This window comes from Intrasporangium calvum DSM 43043, from assembly GCF_000184685.1.
Lineage (GTDB): Bacteria > Actinomycetota > Actinomycetes > Actinomycetales > Dermatophilaceae > Intrasporangium > Intrasporangium calvum.
On the sequence record NC_014830.1, the window covers coordinates 249665 to 270229 of the forward strand.

Annotated in this window: 18 protein-coding genes; 8 read left to right on the top strand and 10 right to left on the bottom strand. The window is 72.0% G+C overall.

What is annotated here, in order from left to right; translation table 11 throughout:
• Window positions 1-5: 5 nt before the first annotated feature.
• From INTCA_RS01170 to INTCA_RS01195, 6 genes are read right to left on the bottom strand one after another with little or no spacing between them, the layout of a single operon-like run.
• Entirely contained in the window at window positions 6-1013 is a 1008-nt protein-coding gene (locus INTCA_RS01170) for an AAA family ATPase (RefSeq protein ID WP_013491111.1), read from the bottom strand.
• Window positions 1010-2257 carry a DUF4350 domain-containing protein gene (locus tag INTCA_RS01175; RefSeq protein ID WP_013491112.1) on the bottom strand — a complete coding sequence of 416 codons (1248 nt, stop codon included), beginning with the start codon at window positions 2255-2257 and terminating at the stop codon, window positions 1010-1012. The genes INTCA_RS01170 and INTCA_RS01175 overlap by 4 nt, the downstream gene beginning before the upstream one ends.
• Entirely contained in the window at window positions 2254-2898 is a 645-nt protein-coding gene (locus INTCA_RS01180; RefSeq protein ID WP_013491113.1) for a DUF4129 domain-containing protein, read from the bottom strand. The genes INTCA_RS01175 and INTCA_RS01180 overlap by 4 nt, the downstream gene beginning before the upstream one ends.
• A gap of 2 nt (window positions 2899-2900) precedes the next feature.
• Window positions 2901-4025, bottom strand: coding sequence for a DUF7847 domain-containing protein (locus tag INTCA_RS19350; RefSeq protein ID WP_013491114.1), 1125 nt, complete (start codon window positions 4023-4025; stop codon window positions 2901-2903).
• A gap of 48 nt (window positions 4026-4073) precedes the next feature.
• Entirely contained in the window at window positions 4074-4505 is a 432-nt protein-coding gene (paaI, locus tag INTCA_RS01190) for a hydroxyphenylacetyl-CoA thioesterase PaaI (RefSeq protein WP_013491115.1), read from the bottom strand.
• Window positions 4502-5677 carry an FAD-dependent oxidoreductase gene (locus INTCA_RS01195; RefSeq protein WP_013491116.1) on the bottom strand — a complete coding sequence of 392 codons (1176 nt, stop codon included), beginning with the start codon at window positions 5675-5677 and terminating at the stop codon, window positions 4502-4504. Before INTCA_RS01195 ends, paaI begins: the two co-directional genes overlap by 4 nt.
• A 55-nt stretch (window positions 5678-5732) precedes the next feature.
• On the opposite strand from INTCA_RS01195, the gene paaN reads away from it, so the two are divergent.
• From paaN to INTCA_RS01210, 3 genes are all read left to right on the top strand, one after another.
• The gene (gene paaN, locus INTCA_RS01200) at window positions 5733-7457 is read left to right on the top strand and encodes a phenylacetic acid degradation protein PaaN (RefSeq protein WP_013491117.1); all 1725 of its coding nucleotides are present in this window, start codon (window positions 5733-5735) and stop codon (window positions 7455-7457) included.
• Between the two features lie 32 nt (window positions 7458-7489).
• The gene (locus INTCA_RS01205; protein WP_013491118.1) at window positions 7490-8815 is read left to right on the top strand and encodes an MFS transporter; all 1326 of its coding nucleotides are present in this window, start codon (window positions 7490-7492) and stop codon (window positions 8813-8815) included.
• Between the two features lie 181 nt (window positions 8816-8996).
• On the top strand, window positions 8997-9848 hold the full coding sequence (locus INTCA_RS01210; RefSeq protein WP_013491119.1) for a cell wall-binding repeat-containing protein: 852 nt from the start codon (window positions 8997-8999) through the stop codon (window positions 9846-9848).
• Between the two features lie 78 nt (window positions 9849-9926).
• Here INTCA_RS01210 and INTCA_RS01215 read toward each other — a convergent pair whose 3' ends face one another.
• Both INTCA_RS01215 and INTCA_RS01220 read right to left on the bottom strand, forming a co-directional pair.
• Entirely contained in the window at window positions 9927-12920 is a 2994-nt protein-coding gene (locus INTCA_RS01215) for an AAA family ATPase (RefSeq protein WP_013491120.1), read from the bottom strand.
• Window position 12921: 1 nt separating this feature from the next.
• Window positions 12922-14118, bottom strand: coding sequence for an exonuclease SbcCD subunit D (locus INTCA_RS01220; protein WP_013491121.1), 1197 nt, complete (start codon window positions 14116-14118; stop codon window positions 12922-12924).
• A gap of 250 nt (window positions 14119-14368) precedes the next feature.
• Here INTCA_RS01220 and INTCA_RS01230 point away from each other — a divergent pair, with 250 nt between their 5' ends.
• Both INTCA_RS01230 and INTCA_RS01235 read left to right on the top strand, forming a co-directional pair.
• The gene (locus INTCA_RS01230; protein WP_013491122.1) at window positions 14369-14839 is read left to right on the top strand and encodes a VOC family protein; all 471 of its coding nucleotides are present in this window, start codon (window positions 14369-14371) and stop codon (window positions 14837-14839) included.
• A gap of 16 nt (window positions 14840-14855) precedes the next feature.
• A complete protein-coding gene (locus INTCA_RS01235; RefSeq protein WP_013491123.1) occupies window positions 14856-15191 on the top strand; it encodes a TfoX/Sxy family protein in 336 nt (111 codons plus the stop codon).
• A 253-nt stretch (window positions 15192-15444) separates the two neighbouring features.
• Here the strand turns inward: INTCA_RS01235 and INTCA_RS01240 are convergent, their stop codons facing one another.
• Window positions 15445-15828, bottom strand: coding sequence for a phage holin family protein (locus INTCA_RS01240; protein ID WP_013491124.1), 384 nt, complete (start codon window positions 15826-15828; stop codon window positions 15445-15447).
• Between the two features lie 5 nt (window positions 15829-15833).
• Window positions 15834-16922: a 6-phosphofructokinase gene (locus INTCA_RS01245; protein ID WP_013491125.1), complete on the bottom strand. Its 1089-nt coding sequence runs from the start codon at window positions 16920-16922 to the stop codon at window positions 15834-15836.
• Between the two features lie 152 nt (window positions 16923-17074).
• Between INTCA_RS01245 and hisC the strand changes: the two genes are divergently transcribed.
• The 3 genes from hisC to INTCA_RS01260 all read left to right on the top strand — a co-directional run bounded on the left by hisC (window position 17075) and on the right by INTCA_RS01260 (window position 20550).
• Window positions 17075-18193 (top strand): histidinol-phosphate transaminase, encoded by a 1119-nt coding sequence (hisC, locus tag INTCA_RS01250; RefSeq protein ID WP_013491126.1) that lies wholly within the window; start codon window positions 17075-17077, stop codon window positions 18191-18193.
• 216 nt (window positions 18194-18409) lie between these two features.
• Window positions 18410-19564, top strand: coding sequence for a pyruvate dehydrogenase (acetyl-transferring) E1 component subunit alpha (gene pdhA / locus INTCA_RS01255; protein WP_013491127.1), 1155 nt, complete (start codon window positions 18410-18412; stop codon window positions 19562-19564).
• Window positions 19564-20550 carry an alpha-ketoacid dehydrogenase subunit beta gene (locus tag INTCA_RS01260; protein ID WP_013491128.1) on the top strand — a complete coding sequence of 329 codons (987 nt, stop codon included), beginning with the start codon at window positions 19564-19566 and terminating at the stop codon, window positions 20548-20550. Before pdhA ends, INTCA_RS01260 begins: the two co-directional genes overlap by 1 nt.
• The last annotated feature ends 15 nt before the right edge of the window (window positions 20551-20565 follow it).

Here is a 20565-nt window from a genome sequence, read left to right on the forward strand (position 1 = left end):
CCGGCTCACCGAGGCACCGCCACGGAGCCCAGCGCGCTGTCGAGCACGGCTGCGACGCTCACTCCCTCCAGCTCGGCCTCGGGACGGAGGGCGAGGCGGTGCGCCAGCGTCGCGTGGGCCATCGCCTTGACGTCGTCGGGGGTGACGAAGGCGCGCCGGTGCAGCCACGCCCAGGCCCGGCTCGTCGCGAGCAGGGCGGTGGCCCCGCGCGGGCTGACTCCGAGGGCCAAGGAGGGGGAGGTGCGGGTCGCCCGGGCGATGTCGACGATGTAACCCGTGATCTCGGGGGAGACGACGACTCGCTGCACGGCGGCGGACCCCGCGGCGAGGTCGGCCGGCCCGGCCACGGCTGTCAGGCCGGCAGCGGCGAGGTCCCGGGGGTCGAAGCCGGTCGCATGGCGGCGCAGGACCTCGACCTCGTCCTCTCGCGCCGGCAGGGGCAGGCTCACCTTGAGGAGGAACCGGTCGAGCTGGGCCTCGGGCAACGGGTAGGTGCCCTCGTACTCGACGGGGTTCTGGGTGGCTGCGACGAGGAACGGACGGGGCAGCGGCCGGGCGGTCCCCTCCACGGTCACCTGCCGTTCCTCCATCGCCTCGAGGAGGGCGGACTGCGTCTTCGGCGGCGTCCGGTTGATCTCGTCGGCCAGCAGGAGGTTGGTGAAGACCGGTCCTTCCCGGAAGGTGAAGTCGCTCGTCCTCGGGTCGAGCACGAGCGAGCCGGTCACGTCGCCGGGCATGAGGTCGGGGGTGAACTGCACTCGCTTGGTCGTGACGTCGAGCGCGGCTGCGAGGGCCCGGACGAGGAGGGTCTTGGCCACCCCCGGAACCCCTTCGAGCAGGATGTGGCCCCGGGTCAGGAGCGCGACGATGGCACCGGTCACGGCCGCCTCCTGCCCGACGACGGCCTTGCCGACCTCCGCCCGGACGGCGAGCAGTGCGTCGAGGGCGGCCCGTCCGGCGTCGTCGGGGCGCCCGGGATCATGGGTCGGGGTGTCAGTGGTGTGGTCGGTCATGCGCGTCGCACGTTCTCCTCGAGTTGGGCCAGCTGCTCGGCGAGCAGCACCAGGTCTCTGTCGTTCGTTGGGGCGGGGCCGTCGAGCAGCGCACGGACCTCCGCGGTGCCACGCCCTGCGGCCCGGGCCACCGCCTCGACCAGGTCCGACCCCACGGTCGGGGTGGGCAGACCGAGCCGTGCCGCCAGACGGTGCCGGGTCCCCGATCTCAGGCTGCTGGCCGCTCGGCCCCGGTCACCGGCGCGGCGGTACAGCCGCCCCCGGGCCTCGGTCGTCTCGACGGCGCGCACCACGACCGGCAGCGGCTCGGTGACGATCCGGCCCAGCCGCCGCCCACGCGCGAGCGCGAAGGCGATGAACGCGATGACGAGCAGGAGGACGCCGGGGTCGAACCAGTCCGGCACCCCTCGGTCGGACGAGCGATGTTCGCCGCTGGCGTCAGCCACATCCAGGTCGGAGAGGCCGGGCACGTACCAGACGAGCCGCTCGCTGTTGCCGAGGGAGCGAAGTCCGACCGCTGCGTGGGAGGCGTCGCCGACCCGCGCGTTGGTCAGGGCGTCAGCCGAGCCGAGGACCACGGTCTCGGGCTGGGCGCCCGACGCAGGCAGCACGACGAGCGCGACGCCCGACTGCTTCTCGGGGAAACAGCCCGTCGCGCCGCGCGGGAGGGCCGGCCCGTCGTCGTCGGCAGATGCGTAGACGGTGGTCGTGGCGTCGAGCCGGTCGTCGGCCTCGACGATGTCGGAGTTGCACCCGCCGGTCAGCTCTGCCCGCCCCCCTCCGGTCGTCACGAGAGGGACACCCAGGTCGCCCAGGGCGAGGTCCCCGGGCTCGAGCAGGACGAGCCGGCGAGCGGATGACGAGTGCCGGGAGGTGCGCTCGGCAGCCGCCTCGCCCAGGTAGTCGAAGGACCCCACGACCACGGTGGTGCTCGGGTCCACCCGCGCGGCCTCGAAGGCTCGGATCGTCCGCACGACCTCGACCTGCACGCCCTGCTGACGCAGGACCTCGGCGAGCGCTCGGGACCCGTTCCGCGAGGCACTGTCCGGGTCACCCAGCGTCCCCGAGCGACCAGCTCCACCGGAGAGGACCGCCAGCAGACCCACCGCCACGATCCCGGCAACGGCGAGGAGGGCGGCGAGGCCCCAGCGACGTCGCGCCGGGGGCCCGGCGCTGGCCGGGGACCCACCCGGCAGGGCGGGCAGGGCGGGCAGGGCGGTGGCCTCCGGCAGCCGGGTGCTCACGGGGTCACCCTCGTGCGCCGGAGAAACGGCCGGGAGGCAGCGAGCCGGGTGTCGAGATCGGCGATGGACCGGGCGACCGCCTCGTCGACGTGGGCGTCTCCGTAGCGGATGGCATCGAACTGGTCGGCGGCGCGACTCAGAGCCGGCGCCTCCTCGGGCAGGAGCGCTGCGAGGGCCACGCTCACCTCGTGGGCGGTCCGGCCGGGGCTCTCGTCGATGACGGCTCGCTCCGATGCGGAGGCAGCGATGGCCCGGAACCAGTCCGTCGCCGCGTCGTCGACCTCACCGACGGCGTAGGCAGCCCGCGCCCGCGCCCGGTACGCCTCGGCGTCGAGGTGCGGCTCGTCGAGGACGCCACCCGCGCCGCCCCGGGGTGTTCCCGCTTCCCGGCCGAGCCTCGTGACGAGGACCACGCCGAGGAGAGCCGCGAGGAGCGCCAGCACGACGGGCAGCACCCACCCCGGCAGGGCTCCCGGGTCGTGCCGCAGCAGCTCGTCGACGAGGTCACCGACCCAGTCGAGCAGCCGCTGGAGCAGGCCGCGCTCGTCGGCGTACTCGGGGCGGGACAGCTCTCGCAGCACCCACTCTCGAGCCTCCTCGGCCGAGGGGTCGACCGGCACGGACACGGCCCAGACGTGCACGGTCAGCCGCTCGGTGAGGTGGGGAGCTGCTGCATGAGCTGCACGTCGAGCCCCTCGCGACGGATCCGCTGGTCGACGTAGAGGAGCGAGTCGACGCCGGAGACGAAGGGGGTGACGAGGACGCCCTGGACGAGGAGCGAGACGGCCTGGGTCAGCGGCAGCACCCAGGCCATGGACGTGGCGTCGGGATCATCCGCTGCGAAGAGGGCGATGAGGCCGATGGGTGTCGCGACGATGGACCCGACGATCGAGGCCACGATCGCCGTCAGCAGCCGGATCCCGAAGATCCGCCAGAACGGTCGTCCACCGGTCAGCCCCCACGACCGGCGGACCGCACGGCGCGGACCGGCCGACTCGAGCACCACGATCGTCACGGCGAAGCTGACCTTGACCCACAGGTAGACGGCAGCGGCTGCGAACCCGACGACGAGGAGCACCGTGAGTGCCACGCTGCCCGCGCCGTCACCCGAGGCCCAGGTTCCGGCGGCGGCCAGGAGGACGACGACGATGACCCCGGCGAACATCGCCACGATGAGGAGCGTCGTGCCGATCGCGGGAAGGATGCGGCCGCGAGTCTGCTGCCAGGTCTGCCCCAGGGTGACCTTCCGGCCCTGGATGGCGTGTCCGATGACCAGGGCGACGAACAGCGGCAGGAGGAGGGAGACGACCCACATCGCGAGGCCCGGCACGTACGACGCCAACGTCGCGTCGCTGTACGCGCCCGCGCTGAGGTTCGGGTCGCCGAAGGGGTCGGCGCTGAGGACCGCAGCGAGGCCGAGGTCCTGGCCGGCGAGCCAGATGGCGAGGGCCGTCGCGGGCACCAGGGCGAGCGCCGTCGTCAGGAGCGCCAGGCCGAGGGTCGCGCCCGGGTTGCCGCGGACGGTGGCGAAGACCCCGCTCCAGATCTCGCCCAGGGTGAGCGGGCGCAACGGGATGATCCCGGGCCGGTACTCCAGCCGCGGAGCGGGGGGAGGTGGCGGAGCGGGGCGGTACCCGCCCGAGGGCGGCGGTGGCGGCGGGGCCGAGCCCGCGTCGGGCGGCACCGAGCCCGCGTCGGGCGGCACCCATCGGTCGGTGCCGCCGGAGGGGGCAGGGCCGGGGGCCGCCCAGCCCGGTTCGTCGCTCATCCGTCGTCCGTCCTCCCTGTGGTGCCCGAAATCTACCGGGCTCCGCCGTCACTGACGCTTGAGGGACCTGCTCCGGCCGCGGAACTCGGCGATGATCTGCCCGTCCGACTCGCGCTTGACGGTCACGTCGGTGATCCCGCTGCGGCCGAAGGCGGATCGCACCATCCCCTCCGCGACGAGCACGTCCCCGAGGCGGCTCGGCGCGGTGAAGGTGATGTCGGCCCCGGACGCGACCGTCACCACGCCGCGGGAGTTGCAGGCCAGCGCGAAGGTCGAGTCGGCGAGCGTGAAGACGAAGCCGCCGTGGCAGATGTCGTGCCCGTTGACCATGTCCGCGCGGACCGGCATCCGGACGACGGCGTGGTCCTGCTCGATGACGACCGCCTCCATGCCGAGCCGGCGGGAGGCCTCGTCGTCAGCCCACATCTGCCGCGCGAACGCCACGCCGGCGTCCTCGCCACCGCCCACGGGTTCGCTCATTGCACCGTTCCGTCGAGGAGGGCGGGGCTCGGTCGGTAGCGCCCCCCGGGGAAGACCCGGTCGAGCTCCTCGATCTGGCGGGAGACCACGGCGAAGCCGAGCGACCGCCCCCACTCGATCGGCCCGCGCGGGTAGCGGGTCCCGAGCACCATCGCGATGTCGACGTCCGCTGCGGTGGCCTCCCCCCGCCCGACGAGGTCAGCGGCCTCGTTGACGAGCATCGCCACCGTCCGCGCGAGCGGGTCGGTCTCGACCGGGCCGCCGACGAGACGCTCAGCCAGCCCGAGGTCGGGGTCACCGCCGACGAGAACGCCGTCAGCGGCATACGTGTAGACGCCCTGCCCGGTCTTGCGACCGAGCCGGCCCGCCTCGACGAGGCCACGCTGGAACTCCGTCGGCGCGTAGCGCTCGTCCCGCCCGGTCTGCTCCCAGACGGACGTGCCGACGGCGAGGTTGACGTCCTGGCCGATGAAGTCGGTCAGCTCGAGCGGCCCCATCGGGAAGCCGCCCTTCTCCCGCAGGATCCAGTCGATCGTCGCGGCGTCTGCCACGCCCGCCTCGACCATCCGCTGCGCCTCGCCGTAGAACGGCCGGGCGACGCGGTTGACGATGAAGCCGGGCGTCGACGAGCAGCGCACGGGGGTCTTGCCCCAGGCGCGCATCAGCTCCACCGCCTCGTCGAGCACCGTGGCCGAGGACCGTGCGCCGTGGATCACCTCGACGAGCGCCATCACCTGCGGCGGGTTGAAGAAGTGCAGGCCGACGACCCGCTCGGGATGGATGACCGCCTCGGCGATCGCCGACACGTCGATGCTCGAGGTGTTCGTCGCGAGGATCGTCGAGGCGGGCTGCGAGCCGCCGAGCTCGCCGAAGATCTTCCGCTTGAGGGCCAGGTCCTCGGGGACCGCCTCGATGACCAGGCCGCAGTCGGGCAGCTCGGCGACCGAGCCGGCCGGTGTCAGGCGCCCGCGGATCGCCGCGGCGTCGTCGGCGGTGAGCCGGCCCTTCGCGACGAGGCGGTCGAGGCCGCCCCCCAACCGGTCGGTCGCGGCCTCCGCAGCACCCGGGACGGCGTCCACGAGGCTCACCCGGTGACCGGCCGTGGCGGCCACCTGCGCGATCCCGGCACCCATCGCGCCGGCTCCGATGACAGCGACGTCAGTGAGGTTCATGGGCACCATCCTGCCCGGTCCGCCGCCGGGCCGGACAACGCCTAACCTTGAAAGCGTGACTGCACAGGCAACGAAGCCCACCCACCCGCTGCTCGACCAGCACGCCGGCGTCCTCGACGAGATCCGTCAGGCGCTCGCCGAACGATCCTGGTTCTCCCGCTACCCCGAGTCCCCGTCCCCGCGCGTCTATGGCGAGACGGCGGCCGCCGACGGGCTCGCGGCCTACGAGGCCCACCTCAACCGGCCGTATGCCGCTGAGCTGGCTTCCGGGGTGACCGGCACCTTCGTGGGGAGCGAGGTCTCCCCCTACGGGCCGACGCTCGGGGTCTCCTACCCGGCCCTGGACCTCGATGCAGCGCTCGCCGCGGCACGGGCTGCCGTCCCGGCCTGGCGGGATGCCGGTCCGCAGGTCCGCGCCGCGGTGTGCGTCGAGATCGTCGACGCGATCAACAGGCGGTCGTTCGAGGTCGCCAACGCGGTCATGCACACGTCGGGCCAGCCGTTCGTGATGTCCTTCCAGGCGGGCGGGCCGCACGCTCAGGAGCGGGCGCTCGAGGCGGTCGCCGCGGGCCTCGTCGAGCAGGAGCGCGTGCCGGCGTCGGTCGTCTGGGAGAAGCCGGGCAAGGACCGCGAGGGCAAGCCGGCGCCGATCCGGATGCAGAAGGACTACCGCATCGTCCCGCGCGGCGTCTCCCTCGTCATCGGGTGCAACACCTTCCCCACGTGGAACGCCTACCCCGGGATCTTCGCGTCCCTCGTCACCGGGAACCCGGTCGTCATCAAGCCGCATCCCCGCGCCGTGCTGCCCCTCGCGATCACCGTGGAGGCGGCCCGGGGCGTGCTCGCCGCGGCCGGCTTCGACCCGGCGCTCGTCCAGCTCGCCGCCGAGGTCGACGGGCAGGGCCTCGCGAGGACGCTGGCCGAGCGGGACGAGGTCGCGATCATCGACTACACCGGCGGGCCGGCGTTCGGCGGCTGGCTCGAGGAGCGCGGGGCGGCCCTCGGCAAGCTCGTCTACACCGAGAAGGCGGGCCTCAACACGGTCGTCGTCGACTCGACCGACGACCTCAAGGGCCTGCTCGGCAACCTCGCCTTCTCCCTCACGCTCTACTCGGGGCAGATGTGCACCGCACCGCAGAACATCTACGTGCCGACCGGTGGCGTCGACACCGACGAGGGCCATCTGTCCTTCGACGAGTTCGGCGAGCGGCTCGGCTCCGCGGTGTCCCGCCTGACCGGTGACGACGCGAAGGCGGTCGAGCTGCTCGGCGCGACGGTCAACGACCAGGTGCGCGCCAACGCCGAGTCCCTCGAGGCGATGGCCGCCGAGGCGGAGGGCCGCGTGCTGCTCCAGTCGCGGCGGATCGCCCACCCGGTCTATGCGGAGGCGGTCGTCCGGGCGCCGGGGCTGGTCGCGGTGGACGTGCAGCGCGAGGACGTCTACACGCAGGAGTGCTTCGGGCCCGTCGGGTTCCTCATCCAGACCGCCTCGACCGAGCAGTCGTTGGCGCAGCTGGCCGACACGGTCAAGGAGCACGGCGGGATGACGGCGTCGGTCTACTCGACGAGTGAAGAGGTCCTCGAAGGGGCGCGGGAAGCGGCGGCGACCGGCGGCGTCGCGCTGTCCGAGAACCTCACCGGCCAGATCTTCGTGAACCAGACCGCGGCGTTCTCCGACTTCCACGGCACCGGCGCGAATCCGGCGGCGAACGCCGCCTACACCGACTCGGCGTTCGTCGCGAACCGCTTCCGCGTCATCACCGCCCGCCGCCACATCTGACCCCCCACTCGAGTGTGCAGGAAGTGCCAACCGTGACGCTCCTTGAAACGCCCGTCGACCGGGCCTCCTTGCAGCGCAAGGTCATCCGCACCCTGGTGGCGACCCAGATCCTGGGAGGCGTCGGCATGGCCAGCGGGATCGCCGTCGGCGCGCTGCTCGCGGAGGAGCTGAGCGGGACCGAGTCGCTCGCCGGGGTGGGCACCACCTCCCAGGTCCTCGGCAGCGCCCTCATCACGATCCCCGTCGCCCGGGCGATCGCCGCCCGGGGGCGCCGCGTCGGCCAGTCCCTCGGCCTCGCGGTGGCCTTCGCCGGGGCCGCGCTCGTCATCACTGCCGCGGTGGCCGGCTCGTTCCCGCTCTTCCTCGTCGGGATGTTCCTCTTCGGCGGTGGCACGACGGCGAACAACCAGGCGCGCTATGCCGCGGCCGACCTCGCCGCGCCCGCCCATCGGGGCCGCGACCTGTCAATCGTCGTGTGGGCCACCACGATCGGCTCGGTCGCCGGGCCCAACCTCGTCGGACCCGGTGTGTCGGTGGCCCGACTCATCGGCATCCCCGACCTCGCGGGCTCGTTCGTCTTCTCCCTCGCCGGCTTCCTCCTCGCGTGGGCCGTCGTCACCCGCCTGCTGCGTCCCGACCCGCTCGTGACGGCCAAGGCGCTCGAGGCCACCGCCCACGAGGAGCGAGCCCAGCGGCATACGGCTGCGATCGCTGACGGCACGACGACGGGACCGGCTCCCACCGCGCCCAACCACGACGGGTCGATGGGGCGCGGGCTCTCGGTCATCCGCGGCAACGCCCGCGCCCTTCGGGCCGTCCTCGTCATGGGGCTCGGCCACCTCGTCATGGTCAGCGTCATGGTGATGACGCCGATCCACATGAAGCACGGTCACGCCGAGCTCGAGGTCATCGGCTTCGTCATCTCGATCCACATCCTCGGCATGTACGTCCTGTCGCCCGTGGTCGGCACGGCCGTCGACCGGTGGGGCGGCCGGCCCGTCGCGATGCTCGGCGGCGGGATCCTCACGGTGTCAGCGGTGCTCGCTGCGCTGTCCGACGCCGGGTGGTCGGCGCTGCTGCTCGTCGCGCTGTTCCTGCTCGGCGTCGGCTGGTCGTGCACGCTCGTGTCGGGCTCGACGCTGCTGACCGGAGCGGTCGAGACCGATGAGCGGCCGGCCACGCAGGGGCTCGCGGACGTCTTCATGGGCTTGGCCGGTGCCGGCGGCGGGGCTGCTGCGGGAGTGGTCGTCGGTGGCTTGGGCTACTCGTGGCTCGCCTCCGGTTCGGCGGTCGTGGGCCTCGTGATCGTCGTCGTCGCCGGGTCGACGTCGCGGCTGAAGGATCAGCAGCCCCACTGACCGCCCCTGTGGGGACGCTCGAACCCGCCCGCGCGACGACGGTCGGTGTTTGACCGAATCGGCGGACACGCGATGCTCGAGGCGGGACCATGTGGGTGAAGGTCGGTGTCACCGACCCGGACGCAGTCGGGGGATGCAGTCCGTACTCCGACGGCGCCATCCATCGGAGTCAGGAGTGAGCATGACCAATCCAACCGCTCGCCGAATCAGCCGATCCAAGAAGCTCGCCGCTGGGGCTGCTGCCCTCACCCTGCTGGCCCTCGGGGGGGTGCAGGGCGCGAGCGCCGCGGACCCAGGGGTCGACATCGTCTACGTCGCCACGGGCGCCAACTTCCCCGACGCCCTGGCCGGAAGCGTTCTCGCGGCCCTCGAGGGCGCGCCGATTCTCCTGGTGACCAGAGATACGATCCCGGGTCCGACGGCCACGGAGCTGGCCCGGCTCGACCCGAGGTACATCAGGGTCCTCGGCGGAACCTCAACGGTCAGCGACGCGGTCCTCACCCAGCTCAAGGCCTACGCCACCGCCAACACGGCGGACGAGGTGACCCGGATCGCGGGGCTCAACCGATACGCCACGGCGGCGGAGATCTCCCAGCTCGTTCCCGCCGCCGCCTCGAAACTGCCGGACAACCAGGTCAGGATCGTGACAGGCAGCCCAGGACTTCCCTCGTCGATCGGCGTCGTGGCATCGACGACCGTCACCCTCCCCGACGTCTGCCCCGGGGCCGACGGCTGGAAGGTGCGTGCCACCGCCAACGGGTACTACCTCACCTCGGGATCGGTGACCTCTGGCGCGGCGACCACGGCGCTGTCGCTCGACAACCCCGGCAGCTACCTCGCGTCCACCATCACGAACCAGAACTTCGTGCCGAACGTGGGACAGACGCGTGAGAACTACGTCAGCGACTTCATCTTCGATGGCGTCGACGCGGGTACCCACACCATCCGCCAGTGGGGGGTGGAGGACACCAACGTCGACGTCACGGCTGCGCAGAACCGCCTTCTCGTCGAGGTGATCGGCTACACCTGCTGACCACCTGATGCCGTATGCCGCTGGGTCCGCTCCGCACGGACCGGACCCGGCGCGTCGGCCGGGGCCCGGGTGGCTGAATCAGGCGGTGACGCGCAGGGTTGACGTGCGGTCCTCGTTGACGAGGATCTCGATGCGGTCCGCGACCCGGGACTTGAGCTCAGTCACGTGGCTGACGATCCCCACGGTGCGCCCCCCGGCCCGCAGGCCCTCGAGGGTGTGCATCACGTCGTCGAGGACGTCGGGGTCGAGCGTGCCGAAGCCCTCGTCGACGAAGAGGGTGCCCAGGTCGACGCCGCCGGACTCGGAGCGAACCACCTCGGCGAGCGCCAGCGCGAGGGACAGGGAGACGTAGAAGGTCTCACCGCCCGACAGCGTGCCGACGTCACGAACCTGGTTGGTGTGCATGTCCTGAACCCGGACTCCGAGCCCCGACTTGGCGTTGCCCTGCTTGGCGTCGGTGTGCTCGAGGGAGTAGCGCCCCCCGGAGAAGCGAGCGAGCTCGGTGTTGGCCGCGGCCAGCACCTCGGCGAACCTCCGGATGAGGACGTACTTGGCCAGGTCGAGGTTGAGCTGGTTGTCGCCGTTGCCCGCGACGAGCTGGCCGAGCCGCACCGCGTCGGCGGTCTCGGCGATGCAGGTGGCGTGGCGGTCGAGGGCGGCCCGGATCTCCGCCACGCGGTCCTTGGTGCGCTTCACCTGGCTGCGCAGGCTGCCGTGCTCGCTGGTCGCGGCCTCCATGTCCTGCTTCGCGGCCCGCTCGAGGGTGACCATCTGGTCGATGTCGTCGAAGAGCGTGTCCAGTTGGACGTCGGCCAGCTCCGGGCCGGACAGGCCGGCCTTGACGCGCGTGCAGGCGGTCTCGAAGTCGGCGATCTCCTTCTCCCGCGCCGCGATCCACTCGACCGGCTGGTCGGCCGCGAGCCAGGCCCCGACGTCGGCGAAGCCGGCGGCTGCGAGGTCGGAGTCTCGCGCCGCCTCGTCCTCGGCCACGCTGGCCCGGGCGGCGTCGCGCCGGCTGAGGGCGTCGACGAGGGCGTCGACCCGCGCCGCCACCTCGACGAGGGCCGCCCGCCGCGCCGACACGGTGGGGTGTCCGGCCCGGGCCGTCTCGACGACCGCGGTGTCCGAGCCGAGGCGTTCGCCGAGCTCGGTCGCCGAGTGCTCGCACCGGGCGACCTCGGCGGTCAGCTCGGCGCTCCGCTCGCTCAGCTCGGCACTACGGAGGCGCAGCCCGGCGAGCGTCGCCTCGGAGCTCGCCACCGCGTCGGCGGCCTGCAGTGACGCGGCCAGCTCCGCTGCGGCGCGCTGCGCGGCCGCGGTGGCCGCGTCGACGTCGAGGCCGTCCGCGGCGACCGCGAGCCCGGCGATCTCGGCGCGGAGGCCGGCGAGCCGGTCGGTGACCGCGGTGACCTCGGCGCGCAGCGCCTCGACTCGCTCCTCCTGCTCGGCGACCTGCTCGGGGGTCACGGCGTCTGGGGTGGGGCGCGCGGGTGCGGGGTGCTCGAGCGAGCCGCAGACGGGGCAGGGCCGCCCGTCCTCCAGGGTCAGCCCGAGCTCGCCGGCGATGTCGTCGATCCGGGCCTGACGCAGGCTGGCCAGGCGGGACTCTCCGGCGCGCAGCGCGATGAGGGCCCCGGCGGCTCGCTCCTCGGCCCCGGGCAGCCGGGCGCGGGCGGCTGCCTCCTGCGTCGCCGCCTCCAGCTGCTTGTGGGCGCGGGCCGCCGCAGACGTGCGGCCCTCGAGCAGGGAGTGGAGGTGCCGGGCTGCCGTGAGCGACTTCTCGTGGGCCGCGAGGGACGCCGGGAGCGACTCGAGCTCGGTCGTGACGCTGCCGAGCGCGGCGCGGGTGCGGTCGGCGCGGGCACGGAGCTCACCGAGCCGCGTGCGGCGTAGCTCGAGGGCGCCCTCGAGCTCGGCCGCGGACGTCAGGGCGCCGACGACCTCGCGCGTCGTCGACGCGGCAACCCGCAGCTCGGCCGTCGTGAGGTCGCGCTGCTCGGGGAGCACCCGGGCGCGGGCTGTTGCGACCGCGGCCTCGGCCCGCTTGAGCGCCGCCTCGCTCTGGGCCAACGTGCGCACCGCACCGGCCACCGGACGGGCCTGCCGCGCTCGTGCCACCGCCGCCCGGAGCCGGTCGAACTCGACCGCGCGGGCGCCGAGCGACTCGTCCTCCCGCTGGAGCTCGAGGAGCCGCTGTCGTCGCTGCCGTCGGAGCTTGGCGTCACTGACCATGTCGGCCATCTGCTGGTGGGCCTCGATGGCCTCGCGGCTCGCCTTCGCGGCGTGGCGCTCCCTCGTGGCCAGCTCGTCCACGACCTGGGCGAGCTCGTCGTCGAGATCGCCCGGGGTGGCCTGGGCCAGCGCGACCAGCGAGTCCCGCCGGTCCGCCTCGATCGCGGCTGACACGGCGAAGGCGTGGATGCAGTCGCGGATCTCCGTGACCGCGCCCTGCCGGCGGGCCTGCGCGAGCCGACCCGACTCGACGATCTCGTCCTGGACCCGGCGGAAGAACGCGGTCCCGAAGACCTTCTCGAGCAGCTTGCCCTTCTCCTCGGACCTGGCCCGGAGGAACGTCGCGAACTCTCCCTGCGGCAGGATCACCGTCTGGACGAACTGGGCGCGGGTGAGGCCGACCGCTCGAGTGATCTCGTCGTCGCACTCCCCGATGTTGGCGGAGAGCAGCTCGCCGCCCTCGAGGTCGTCGGGGCTGGTGATCCGCCACAGCTTGACCGAGGGCTGTTGCACCGTGAGGCCGGTGCCGCGGGACTTCGGGCGCTCGAACCGGGGCGTCCGCCGCACCCGGTAGAGGCCTGACTGCGTCTCGAAGACGAGCGTGACGACGGGGATCTCACGGGGGTCGGCATGGTGGGAGTGGATCCGCTCGGCGTCGGCCGACTCCTGGGCGACCTTCCCGTAGAGCGCGAAGGTGATCGCGTCGATGATCGTCGACTTGCCCGAACCGGTGGGCCCCTCGAGCAGGAAGAGGCCCGCCCGCCCGACCGCACTGAAGTCGATGACCTCGGTGCCGGCGAACGGCCCGATGGCCGTCATCCGCAGGTGGTGCAGCTGCATCTCAGGCCACCTCCTGGGCCTCGGCGAGCGCCTGGGCCTTGACGGCCGCCTCGTAGCCGGCGACGAAGCAGCCGATCTCGCCGGTGCTCGCCTCGGTCTTCGTCACGTAGGAGATGAAGTCGGACCCGAGCTCGCGCGGGTCGCGCTCGCTGACGGCGGTCGTCCCGCGCACGCCGCGCTCGATCCGCCCGTCCGGCTCGTGGAAGACCTGGAGGACGTGCGGGAACCGGGACTTGAGCCGGTCCATCAGGGAGTCGGGCCGGACCCGGTCCGTCAGGGTCACCCGCAGCCATGCGTCCTCGTGCATCGCGTGCGCGGGGTCGGCGAGCAGGTCGTCGAGCATCCCGCGGAGGGTGGCCATCGGGCGAGGCTGGGTGATCGGGAGCGGGGTCACGACGACGGGCCCGGCGGCGGGCAGGTCGACGAGAAGGACGCACTTGGCGTGGTCCTGCTCGGAGAACGAGTAGCGCAGCGGCGATCCCGAGTAGCGGACCACCGACCCCTCGGCGCACTCGGGCGACTGGGGGCCGTGCAGGTGGCCGAGGGCCGCGTAGTCCAGCCCCGCGAAGACGGTGCCCGCGACGCGGTCGACGCCACCGACGGCGATCGAACGCTCGGAGTCGCTCGGCTCGGCACCGGCGACGAAGGCATGCGCGACGACGACAGAGCGCACCCCGGTGCGGGCCCTGAGGTCCTCGCGGATCCGGTCGCAGGCCGCGCCGACGACCGCCTGGTGCGACCGGGGGAGGAGCTCACCGCCGCGGGCGAGCGCCGCGCGGGCGTGGTCGACGTCGAGGTAGGGGATCCCGTAGATCGCCGCCCGCACCCCGTCGGACCCGTCGAGGAGCACGGGCAGGTCGACCATCGAGAGGTCGGTGATCATCCGGATGGTGTCGCGGAACAGCCCCGCGCCGTAGCCGAGCCGGATCGCCGAGTCGTGGTTGCCCGAGGTGACGACGACGGTGGTGACCTGGGACAGGCGCGACAGGGTCCACTCGAAGAGCTGGACCGACTCGACCGGCGGCACCCCGCGGTCGTAGACGTCGCCGGCCACGATGACCGCGTCGACCGGCACGCCGTCGGGCGGGTCCTCGACGAGCTCGCAGATCCGCTCGAGCACAGCGGCCTGCGCCTCGTGGAGGCTCACCCCGTGGAGGGTGCGCCCGAGGTGCCAGTCCGACGTGTGGAGCATCCGCATGCCATGAAGGTAGGACGGCCCGCCGACAGCCACGTCGCGGACACGCCACGTGTGACCAATGAGGCCGTATGCCGCTGGGCTGGCTCCCGCTCGAGTGTGCACTTCGTGCCGCCCAGGTCCCGTTCGAGTGTGCACTTCGTGCCGCCCAGGTCCCGTTCGAGTGTGCACTTCGTGCCGCCCAGGTCCCGTTCGAGTGTGCACTTCGTGCCGGTCCCGGGGTGTTGTCGGTGCCGCGCGACACCATGGCTGCATGAGCCGCGAGTTCCAGGTCACCTTCGATGCCGCCGACCCGATCGGCCTGAGCCTGTTCTGGGCGGAGGCCCTGGGCTACGTCGTCCAACCCCCTCCGGGCAGCGACCTGTCGCCGGAGACCCCGGCCGAAGAGGTGGTCGAGGCGTGGATGTCCTTCCTCACCGCCACCGGCGTGGCGATCGAGCGGCACCGTTCGGCGTCGGCGATCGTCGACCCGACGGGGTCCGGACCGCGGGTGTTCTTCCAACAGGTCCCCGAGCCCAAGACCGCGAAGAACCGCGTCCACCTCGACGTCCGGGCCGCGCCGGGCCTCGAGGGCGACGAGCGGATGGCCGCGCTCGAGGCCGAGTGCCAGCGGCTCATCTCGTTGGGCGCCAAGAGGATCCGCCGCTTCGAGCCAGTCCCACCGATGTCCGCCGGGTTCATCGTCATGGCGGACCCTGACGGCAACGAGTTCTGCCTCGACTGAGCGCCATACTGCTGCCATGGCCTACGACGAGGAGCTCGCCAACCGGATCCGGTTCGTGATCGGGCCCGATCCGGTCGTCTCGGAGAAGAAGATGTTCGGGGGCCTGGCCTTCCTGGCCCACGGCAACATGGCCGTCGCGGCGAGCGGCCAGGGCGGCCTGCTCGTCCGAGTCGATCCGCAACGGTCGGACGCACTCGTCGACGACGTGCACGTCCGCCGGATGGAGATGCAGGGCCGGCAGATGGCCGGGTGGCTGCGCGTCGACGGTGACCTGGTCGACGAGGATGCGCAGCTGCGCAGGTGGGTCGACGAGGGTCTCGGCTACGCCCGCACGCTGCCACCGAAACGCTGAGGCCCCGCGCCCGAACGTCGACGGGACCACCCGGTTCCGGGCCGGGGCCCGATGGGTGTTGCCGACAGGAGCCCGCGGCCACCCGTTATCGGGCCGGGGCCCGATGGGTGTTGCCGACAGGAGCCCGCGGCCACCCGTTATCGGGCCGGGGCCCGATAGGTGGGCCCCGATGGGTGGCCCGATAGGTGGGCACGAGCGGGAGCCAGCCTCCGGTGAGGAAGCGGGCTCAGCGGCATACGGACGAGGGGTTGTGTCAGTCCTTGGGGTTGAAGAACCCCAGGATCATCGACACGAAGGTGATGATGAGCGATCCGAGCACCGCGTCCCAGAAGAAGTGCTCGACGTGGAAGGCGAGGTTGAGCTGGTCGGCGAGCCACGAGGTCAGCTGCAGCATCAACGCGTTGATGATGAAGACGAACAGCCCGAGCGTCAGGATGATGAAGGGGAGGGACACGGCCTTCGCGATCGGCCGCACGAACGTGTTGAGGACACCGAAGATCAGCGCGACGATCAGGACGGTGCGGACGATGGCCGCCGTGTCCGCCTGGGTCCCGAAGGTGATCCCGTCGACGAGGAGGGCGGCGATCCAGAGCGCGATGCCGTTGATGACGGTCTTGATCACGAAGTTGAGCAGCATGGCGGTCAGTCTTCCACGCGCTCAAGCCGGTCGGCGGGTATGCCGGGGTACTCGTCGCCGGGGATCCGTGGCTGGAACATCGTGTTGAGCCGGAGCAGGTCCGCGTCGACCATCTTCAGCTGCCCGACGGCGTCGGAGATCGGCACCCGGACGATGTGACCCTGCTGCAGGGCCACCATCTGCCCCCACGCGCCGTCGAGGGCGGCCTCGACCGCGGCGACGCCGAATCGCGTCCCGAGGACCCGGTCGAAGGCCACCGGCGAGCCGCCGCGCTGGATGTGGCCGAGCGCCGTCATGCGGCTCTCGATGCCGGTCCGCCCCTGGATCTCCCGGGCGAGGATCGACCCGATCCCGCCGAGGATCTGGTGGCCGTACTTGTCCATCTCGGGCTCGGGCAGCTCCATCGTGCCCGGCTGGGGAAGGGCACCCTCGGCGACGACGATGATCGTCGCGAAGCGGCCCTTGCGGTGCCGGTGGACGATGCGCTCGCAGACCTCGCCGATGTCGAAGGGCTCTTCCGGCACTAGGGTGATCGCCGCGCCACCGGCGATGCCGGACCACGTGGCGATGTGGCCGACGTGCCGGCCCATCACCTCGACGACGAGGACCCGGTGGTGCGACTCCGCGGTCGTGTGGAGCCGGTCGATGGCGTCGGTGCAGATCTGCACGGCGGTCTGGAAGCCGAAGGTCATCTCGGTGAGGGAGATGTCGTTGTCGATCGTCTTGGGGACGCCGACGATGGGGAAGCCGTTCTCGTGGAGACGGGCGAGGACGCTCATCGAGCCCTCGCCGCCGACCCCGATGATCGCGTCGAGGCCGTGCCGGTCGTAGGCCTTGCGGACCTTCTTGAGGCCGTCCTCGAAGGCGAAGGGCTGGTCGCGGCTCGTCCCGAGGATGGTGCCGCCGAGGGGCAGGATCCCGCGGCAGCGGTCGACGTCGAGCAGCTCGAAGTCGTTGTCCATGACCCCGCGCCAGGCGTTGCGGAAGCCGACGACAGTGCTGTCGTAGGTCACCTCGGCGGCGCGGACCGCGCCCCGGATGACCGCATTGAGGCCGGGACAGTCCCCGCCCCCGGTGAGGATGCCGATGCGCATGTGCAGCGTCCTTCGTGTGTGGGCATGCAAGAGGAGTCGAAGCGGCGTTGGCGCGACAGTGTGAGCCTAGCCACAGTAAGCCGTATGCCGCTGGGCTCGGTCCACGGGTCGGGACCCTCCCAGCCCTCCCGCCCATCAATAGAGTGGTGTGCATGAGCGACGACGCCGTGCAGCCCCCGCCCGCCACCCCGGGTGCCTCCCCGACCGTGCGGTTGCGCCAGGTGCTCGGACAGATGCCGGACTACAAGCCGGGCCGGCCCGCCGCGGCCGCCGCAGGGGTCACGCCGTTCAAGCTCTCGTCCAACGAGAACCCCTACGGGCCCCTTCCCTCGGTCCTCGCGGCGATCACGGAGGCGGCCGGTTCGGTCAACCGCTACCCCGACATGGCCGTGGTGGGGCTGCGCGAGCGGCTGGGGCGGGCCCTGAGCGTGTCCTCCGACTGCATCGCGACCGGTACCGGCTCCGTGGCCGTGCTGGCCCAGATCGTGCAGGCGGCGTGTGACGCAGGGGACGAGGTCGTCTTCGCGTGGCGGTCCTTCGAGGCCTACCCGATCGTCACCCAGCTGGCCGGTGCGACCCCGGTGATGGTGGCGCTGGACGACCGCGCCCGGCACCGCCTCGACGCGATGGCCGACGCCGTCACCGAGCGCACCCGTGTCGTGCTCGTCTGCACGCCCAACAACCCGACCGGCCCCACGGTGCACCGGGCCGAGCTCGACGCGTTCCTCGACCGGGTGCCGAGCGACGTCATCGTCGTCATCGACGAGGCCTACGTCGAGTTCGTCCGCGACCCCGAGGCGGTGCGCGGCCTCGAGGTCTGGCGCGAGCGGCCCAACGTCGTCGTCCTGCGCACCTTCTCCAAGGCGTACGGCCTCGCCGGGCTCCGCGTCGGCTTCGCGGTCGCGCACCCGGACGTCGCCGCGGCGATCCGCAAGACGGCGACGCCGTTCGGGGTCAACTCGCTCGCCCAGGTCGCCGCGGTCGCCTCGCTCGACGCCTTCGACGAGCTGAACGAGCGCGTCGAGTCGATCGTCGCCGAGCGTGAGCGCGTCGTCCGGGCGCTCCAGGACCAGGGCTGGAAGCTCCCCGACTCGGACGCGAACTTCGTGTGGTTCCCGCTCGGGTCGGACTCGACGGCGTTCGCTGAGGCGTGTGAGGCGGCCGGACTCATGGTCCGGCAGTACGGCGACGACGGGGTGCGGGTCACCATCGGCGAGGCCGAGGCCAACTCGCGTCTGCTCGAGGTGGCCGAGGCGTTCGGCGCGCGGTAGGCGGGAGCTCCTGACGCGGCGCCCACGGTCGCCACGTACCGTGAGTAGCCGTCCCGCATTGTGAGGTTTCCGGAGGGCTCCGGTAAGTTCCGTGCCGAGGACCCTCATGGGTGCGCCGTCACCTCGGCGAACCCGTGTGACACAGCCGTCGGGCGGGTGACCCCCGTGCGCGGCCCGACCAGAAATGCCGGACTCCACTCCGGTGAAGGAGCCCACGTGAGCGACAAAGTAGTCGCCGAGCTGCACGAGCCGACCCCAGCGGTCGGTGACGGCGGCCCGGACATGATCCAGCTGCTGACCCCCGAGGGGGAACGCCTCTCCCACCCCGACTACGACAAGTACGTCGCGGACCTGACGCCCGAGGATCTCCGGAGCTTCTACCGCGACCTCGTGCTCATCCGCCGCCTCGACGCCGAGGGGTACGCGCTCCAGCGCCAGGGTGAGCTCGGGCTGTGGCCCAGCCTGCTCGGCCAGGAGGCCGCCCAGGTCGGCTCGGGCCGGGCGCTCAAGCCGCACGACATGTGCTTCCCCACCTACCGTGAGCACGGCGTCGGCTTCGTGCGGGGCATGGACCCGCAGAGCTCGCTTCAGCTCTTCCGCGGGGTGAGCCAGGGCGGCTGGGACCCGAAGGACCACAACTTCCACCTCTACACGATCGTCATCGGCGCCCAGACCCTGCACGCCACGGGCTACGCGATGGGCGTGAAGATGGACGGCAACGTCGGCACGGGCGACCCCGACCGCGACACCGCCGTCATCTGCTACTTCGGCGACGGTGCATCCTCGCAGGGCGATGTCAACGAGGCGTTCGTCTACGCCGCGTCGTTCGACGCCCCGGTCGTGTTCTTCTGCCAGAACAACCAGTGGGCGATCTCCGAGCCGGTCTCGAAGCAGACCCGCATCCCGCTCTTCCAGCGCGCCCGCGGCTTCGGCTTCCCGGGGATGCGCGTCGACGGCAACGACGTCCTCGCGACCTACGCCGTGACGCAGCACTGCCTGGACGAGGCGCGCAACGGCAACGGTCCGCTCCTCATCGAGGCGTTCACCTATCGGATGGGCGCGCACACGACGGCTGACGACCCCACGAAGTACCGCGTCTCCGCCGAGGTCGAGCAGTGGAAGTTCCGCGACCCGATCCTGCGCCTCAAGACGTACCTGTCCCACGAGGGCTGGGCCGACGAGGCCTTCTTCACCCGGGTCGACGAGGAGGCCGACCAGTTCGCCGCCGAGCTGCGCCACGGCTGCATCACGATGGACACGATGCCCGGCGAGACGATGTGGGACCACGTCTACGCGGAGGACCACCCGGTCATGGAGGCCGAGCGCGCCGCGTTCCAGGCCTACCAGGCGAGCTTCGAGGAGGCGAACTGATGGCACTCGAGAAGGTCACCCTCGGCAAGAGCCTCACCAGCGGCCTGCGCCGGGCCATGGAGCGGGACCCCAAGGTCGTCCTCATCGGTGAGGACATCGGCAAGCTCGGTGGCGTCTTCCGGATCACCGAGGGCCTGCAGAAGGACTTCGGTGAGGCGCGCGTCATCGACTCGCCGCTCGCCGAGTCCGGCATCGTCGGCACCGCGGTGGGTCTGGCCCTGCGCGGCTACCGGCCCGTCTGCGAGATCCAGTTCGACGGGTTCGTCTATCCGGCGTTCGACCAGATCGTCAGCCAGGTCGCGAAGTTGCGTGCCCGCTCGCTCGGCGCGGTCACGATGCCGATCGTCATCCGGATCCCGTTCGGCGGCGGCATCGGCTCCCCCGAGCACCACTCCGAGAGCCCCGAGGCGTACTTCGCCCACACGGCCGGCCTGCGCGTCGTCGCGTGCTCGAACCCGGAGGACGCCCACTGGATGATCCAGCAGGCGATCGAGTGCGACGACCCGGTGATCTTCTTCGAGCCCAAGCGCCGCTACCACGACCGGGGTGAGTACGACACCGCCGCGACCGAGGCCCCGAGGGGCCTGTTCGAGGCGCACATCGTCCGACCGGGGTCCGACGTCACGATGGTCGGCTACGGCCCGGTGGTCAAGACGATGCTCGAGTCGGCGGCCGCGGCCGAGGCCGACGGAACCTCGATCGAGGTCATCGACCTGCGCTCGCTGTCCCCGCTGCCGATCGACACGATCGTCGGCTCGGTCCGCAAGACCGGCCGGCTCGTCGTCGTGCACGAGGCGAGCAGCTTCCTCGGGATGGCCTCGGAGATCTCTGCCCAGGTGACCGAGCAGTGCTTCTACGACCTCGAGGCTCCGGTCATCCGGGTCAACGGCGCCAACATTCCGTATCCGCCGAGCCGGATGGAGGAAGACTTCCTTCCGGACCTCGACCGGATCCTCGACGGCGTCGACCGCGCCCTCGCCTACTGACGACTCGCGAAGGAA

Bases quoted from the DNA above. Each gene is read 5' to 3' on its own strand.
- INTCA_RS01170 (WP_013491111.1), bottom strand. From the start codon at position 1,013: ATGACCGACCACACCACTGACACCCCGACCCATGATCCCGGGCGCCCC.
- INTCA_RS19350 (WP_013491114.1), bottom strand. From the start codon at position 4,025: ATGAGCGACGAACCGGGCTGGGCGGCCCCCGGCCCTGCCCCCTCCGGC.
- paaI (WP_013491115.1), bottom strand. From the start codon at position 4,505: ATGAGCGAACCCGTGGGCGGTGGCGAGGACGCCGGCGTGGCGTTCGCG.
- INTCA_RS01195 (WP_013491116.1), bottom strand. From the start codon at position 5,677: ATGAACCTCACTGACGTCGCTGTCATCGGAGCCGGCGCGATGGGTGCC.
- INTCA_RS01210 (WP_013491119.1), top strand. From the start codon at position 8,997: ATGACCAATCCAACCGCTCGCCGAATCAGCCGATCCAAGAAGCTCGCC.
- INTCA_RS01215 (WP_013491120.1), bottom strand. From the start codon at position 12,920: ATGCAGCTGCACCACCTGCGGATGACGGCCATCGGGCCGTTCGCCGGC.
- INTCA_RS01220 (WP_013491121.1), bottom strand. From the start codon at position 14,118: ATGCGGATGCTCCACACGTCGGACTGGCACCTCGGGCGCACCCTCCAC.
- INTCA_RS01230 (WP_013491122.1), top strand. From the start codon at position 14,369: ATGAGCCGCGAGTTCCAGGTCACCTTCGATGCCGCCGACCCGATCGGC.
- INTCA_RS01235 (WP_013491123.1), top strand. From the start codon at position 14,856: ATGGCCTACGACGAGGAGCTCGCCAACCGGATCCGGTTCGTGATCGGG.
- INTCA_RS01240 (WP_013491124.1), bottom strand. From the start codon at position 15,828: ATGCTGCTCAACTTCGTGATCAAGACCGTCATCAACGGCATCGCGCTC.
- INTCA_RS01245 (WP_013491125.1), bottom strand. From the start codon at position 16,922: ATGCGCATCGGCATCCTCACCGGGGGCGGGGACTGTCCCGGCCTCAAT.
- hisC (WP_013491126.1), top strand. From the start codon at position 17,075: ATGAGCGACGACGCCGTGCAGCCCCCGCCCGCCACCCCGGGTGCCTCC.
- INTCA_RS01260 (WP_013491128.1), top strand. From the start codon at position 19,564: ATGGCACTCGAGAAGGTCACCCTCGGCAAGAGCCTCACCAGCGGCCTG.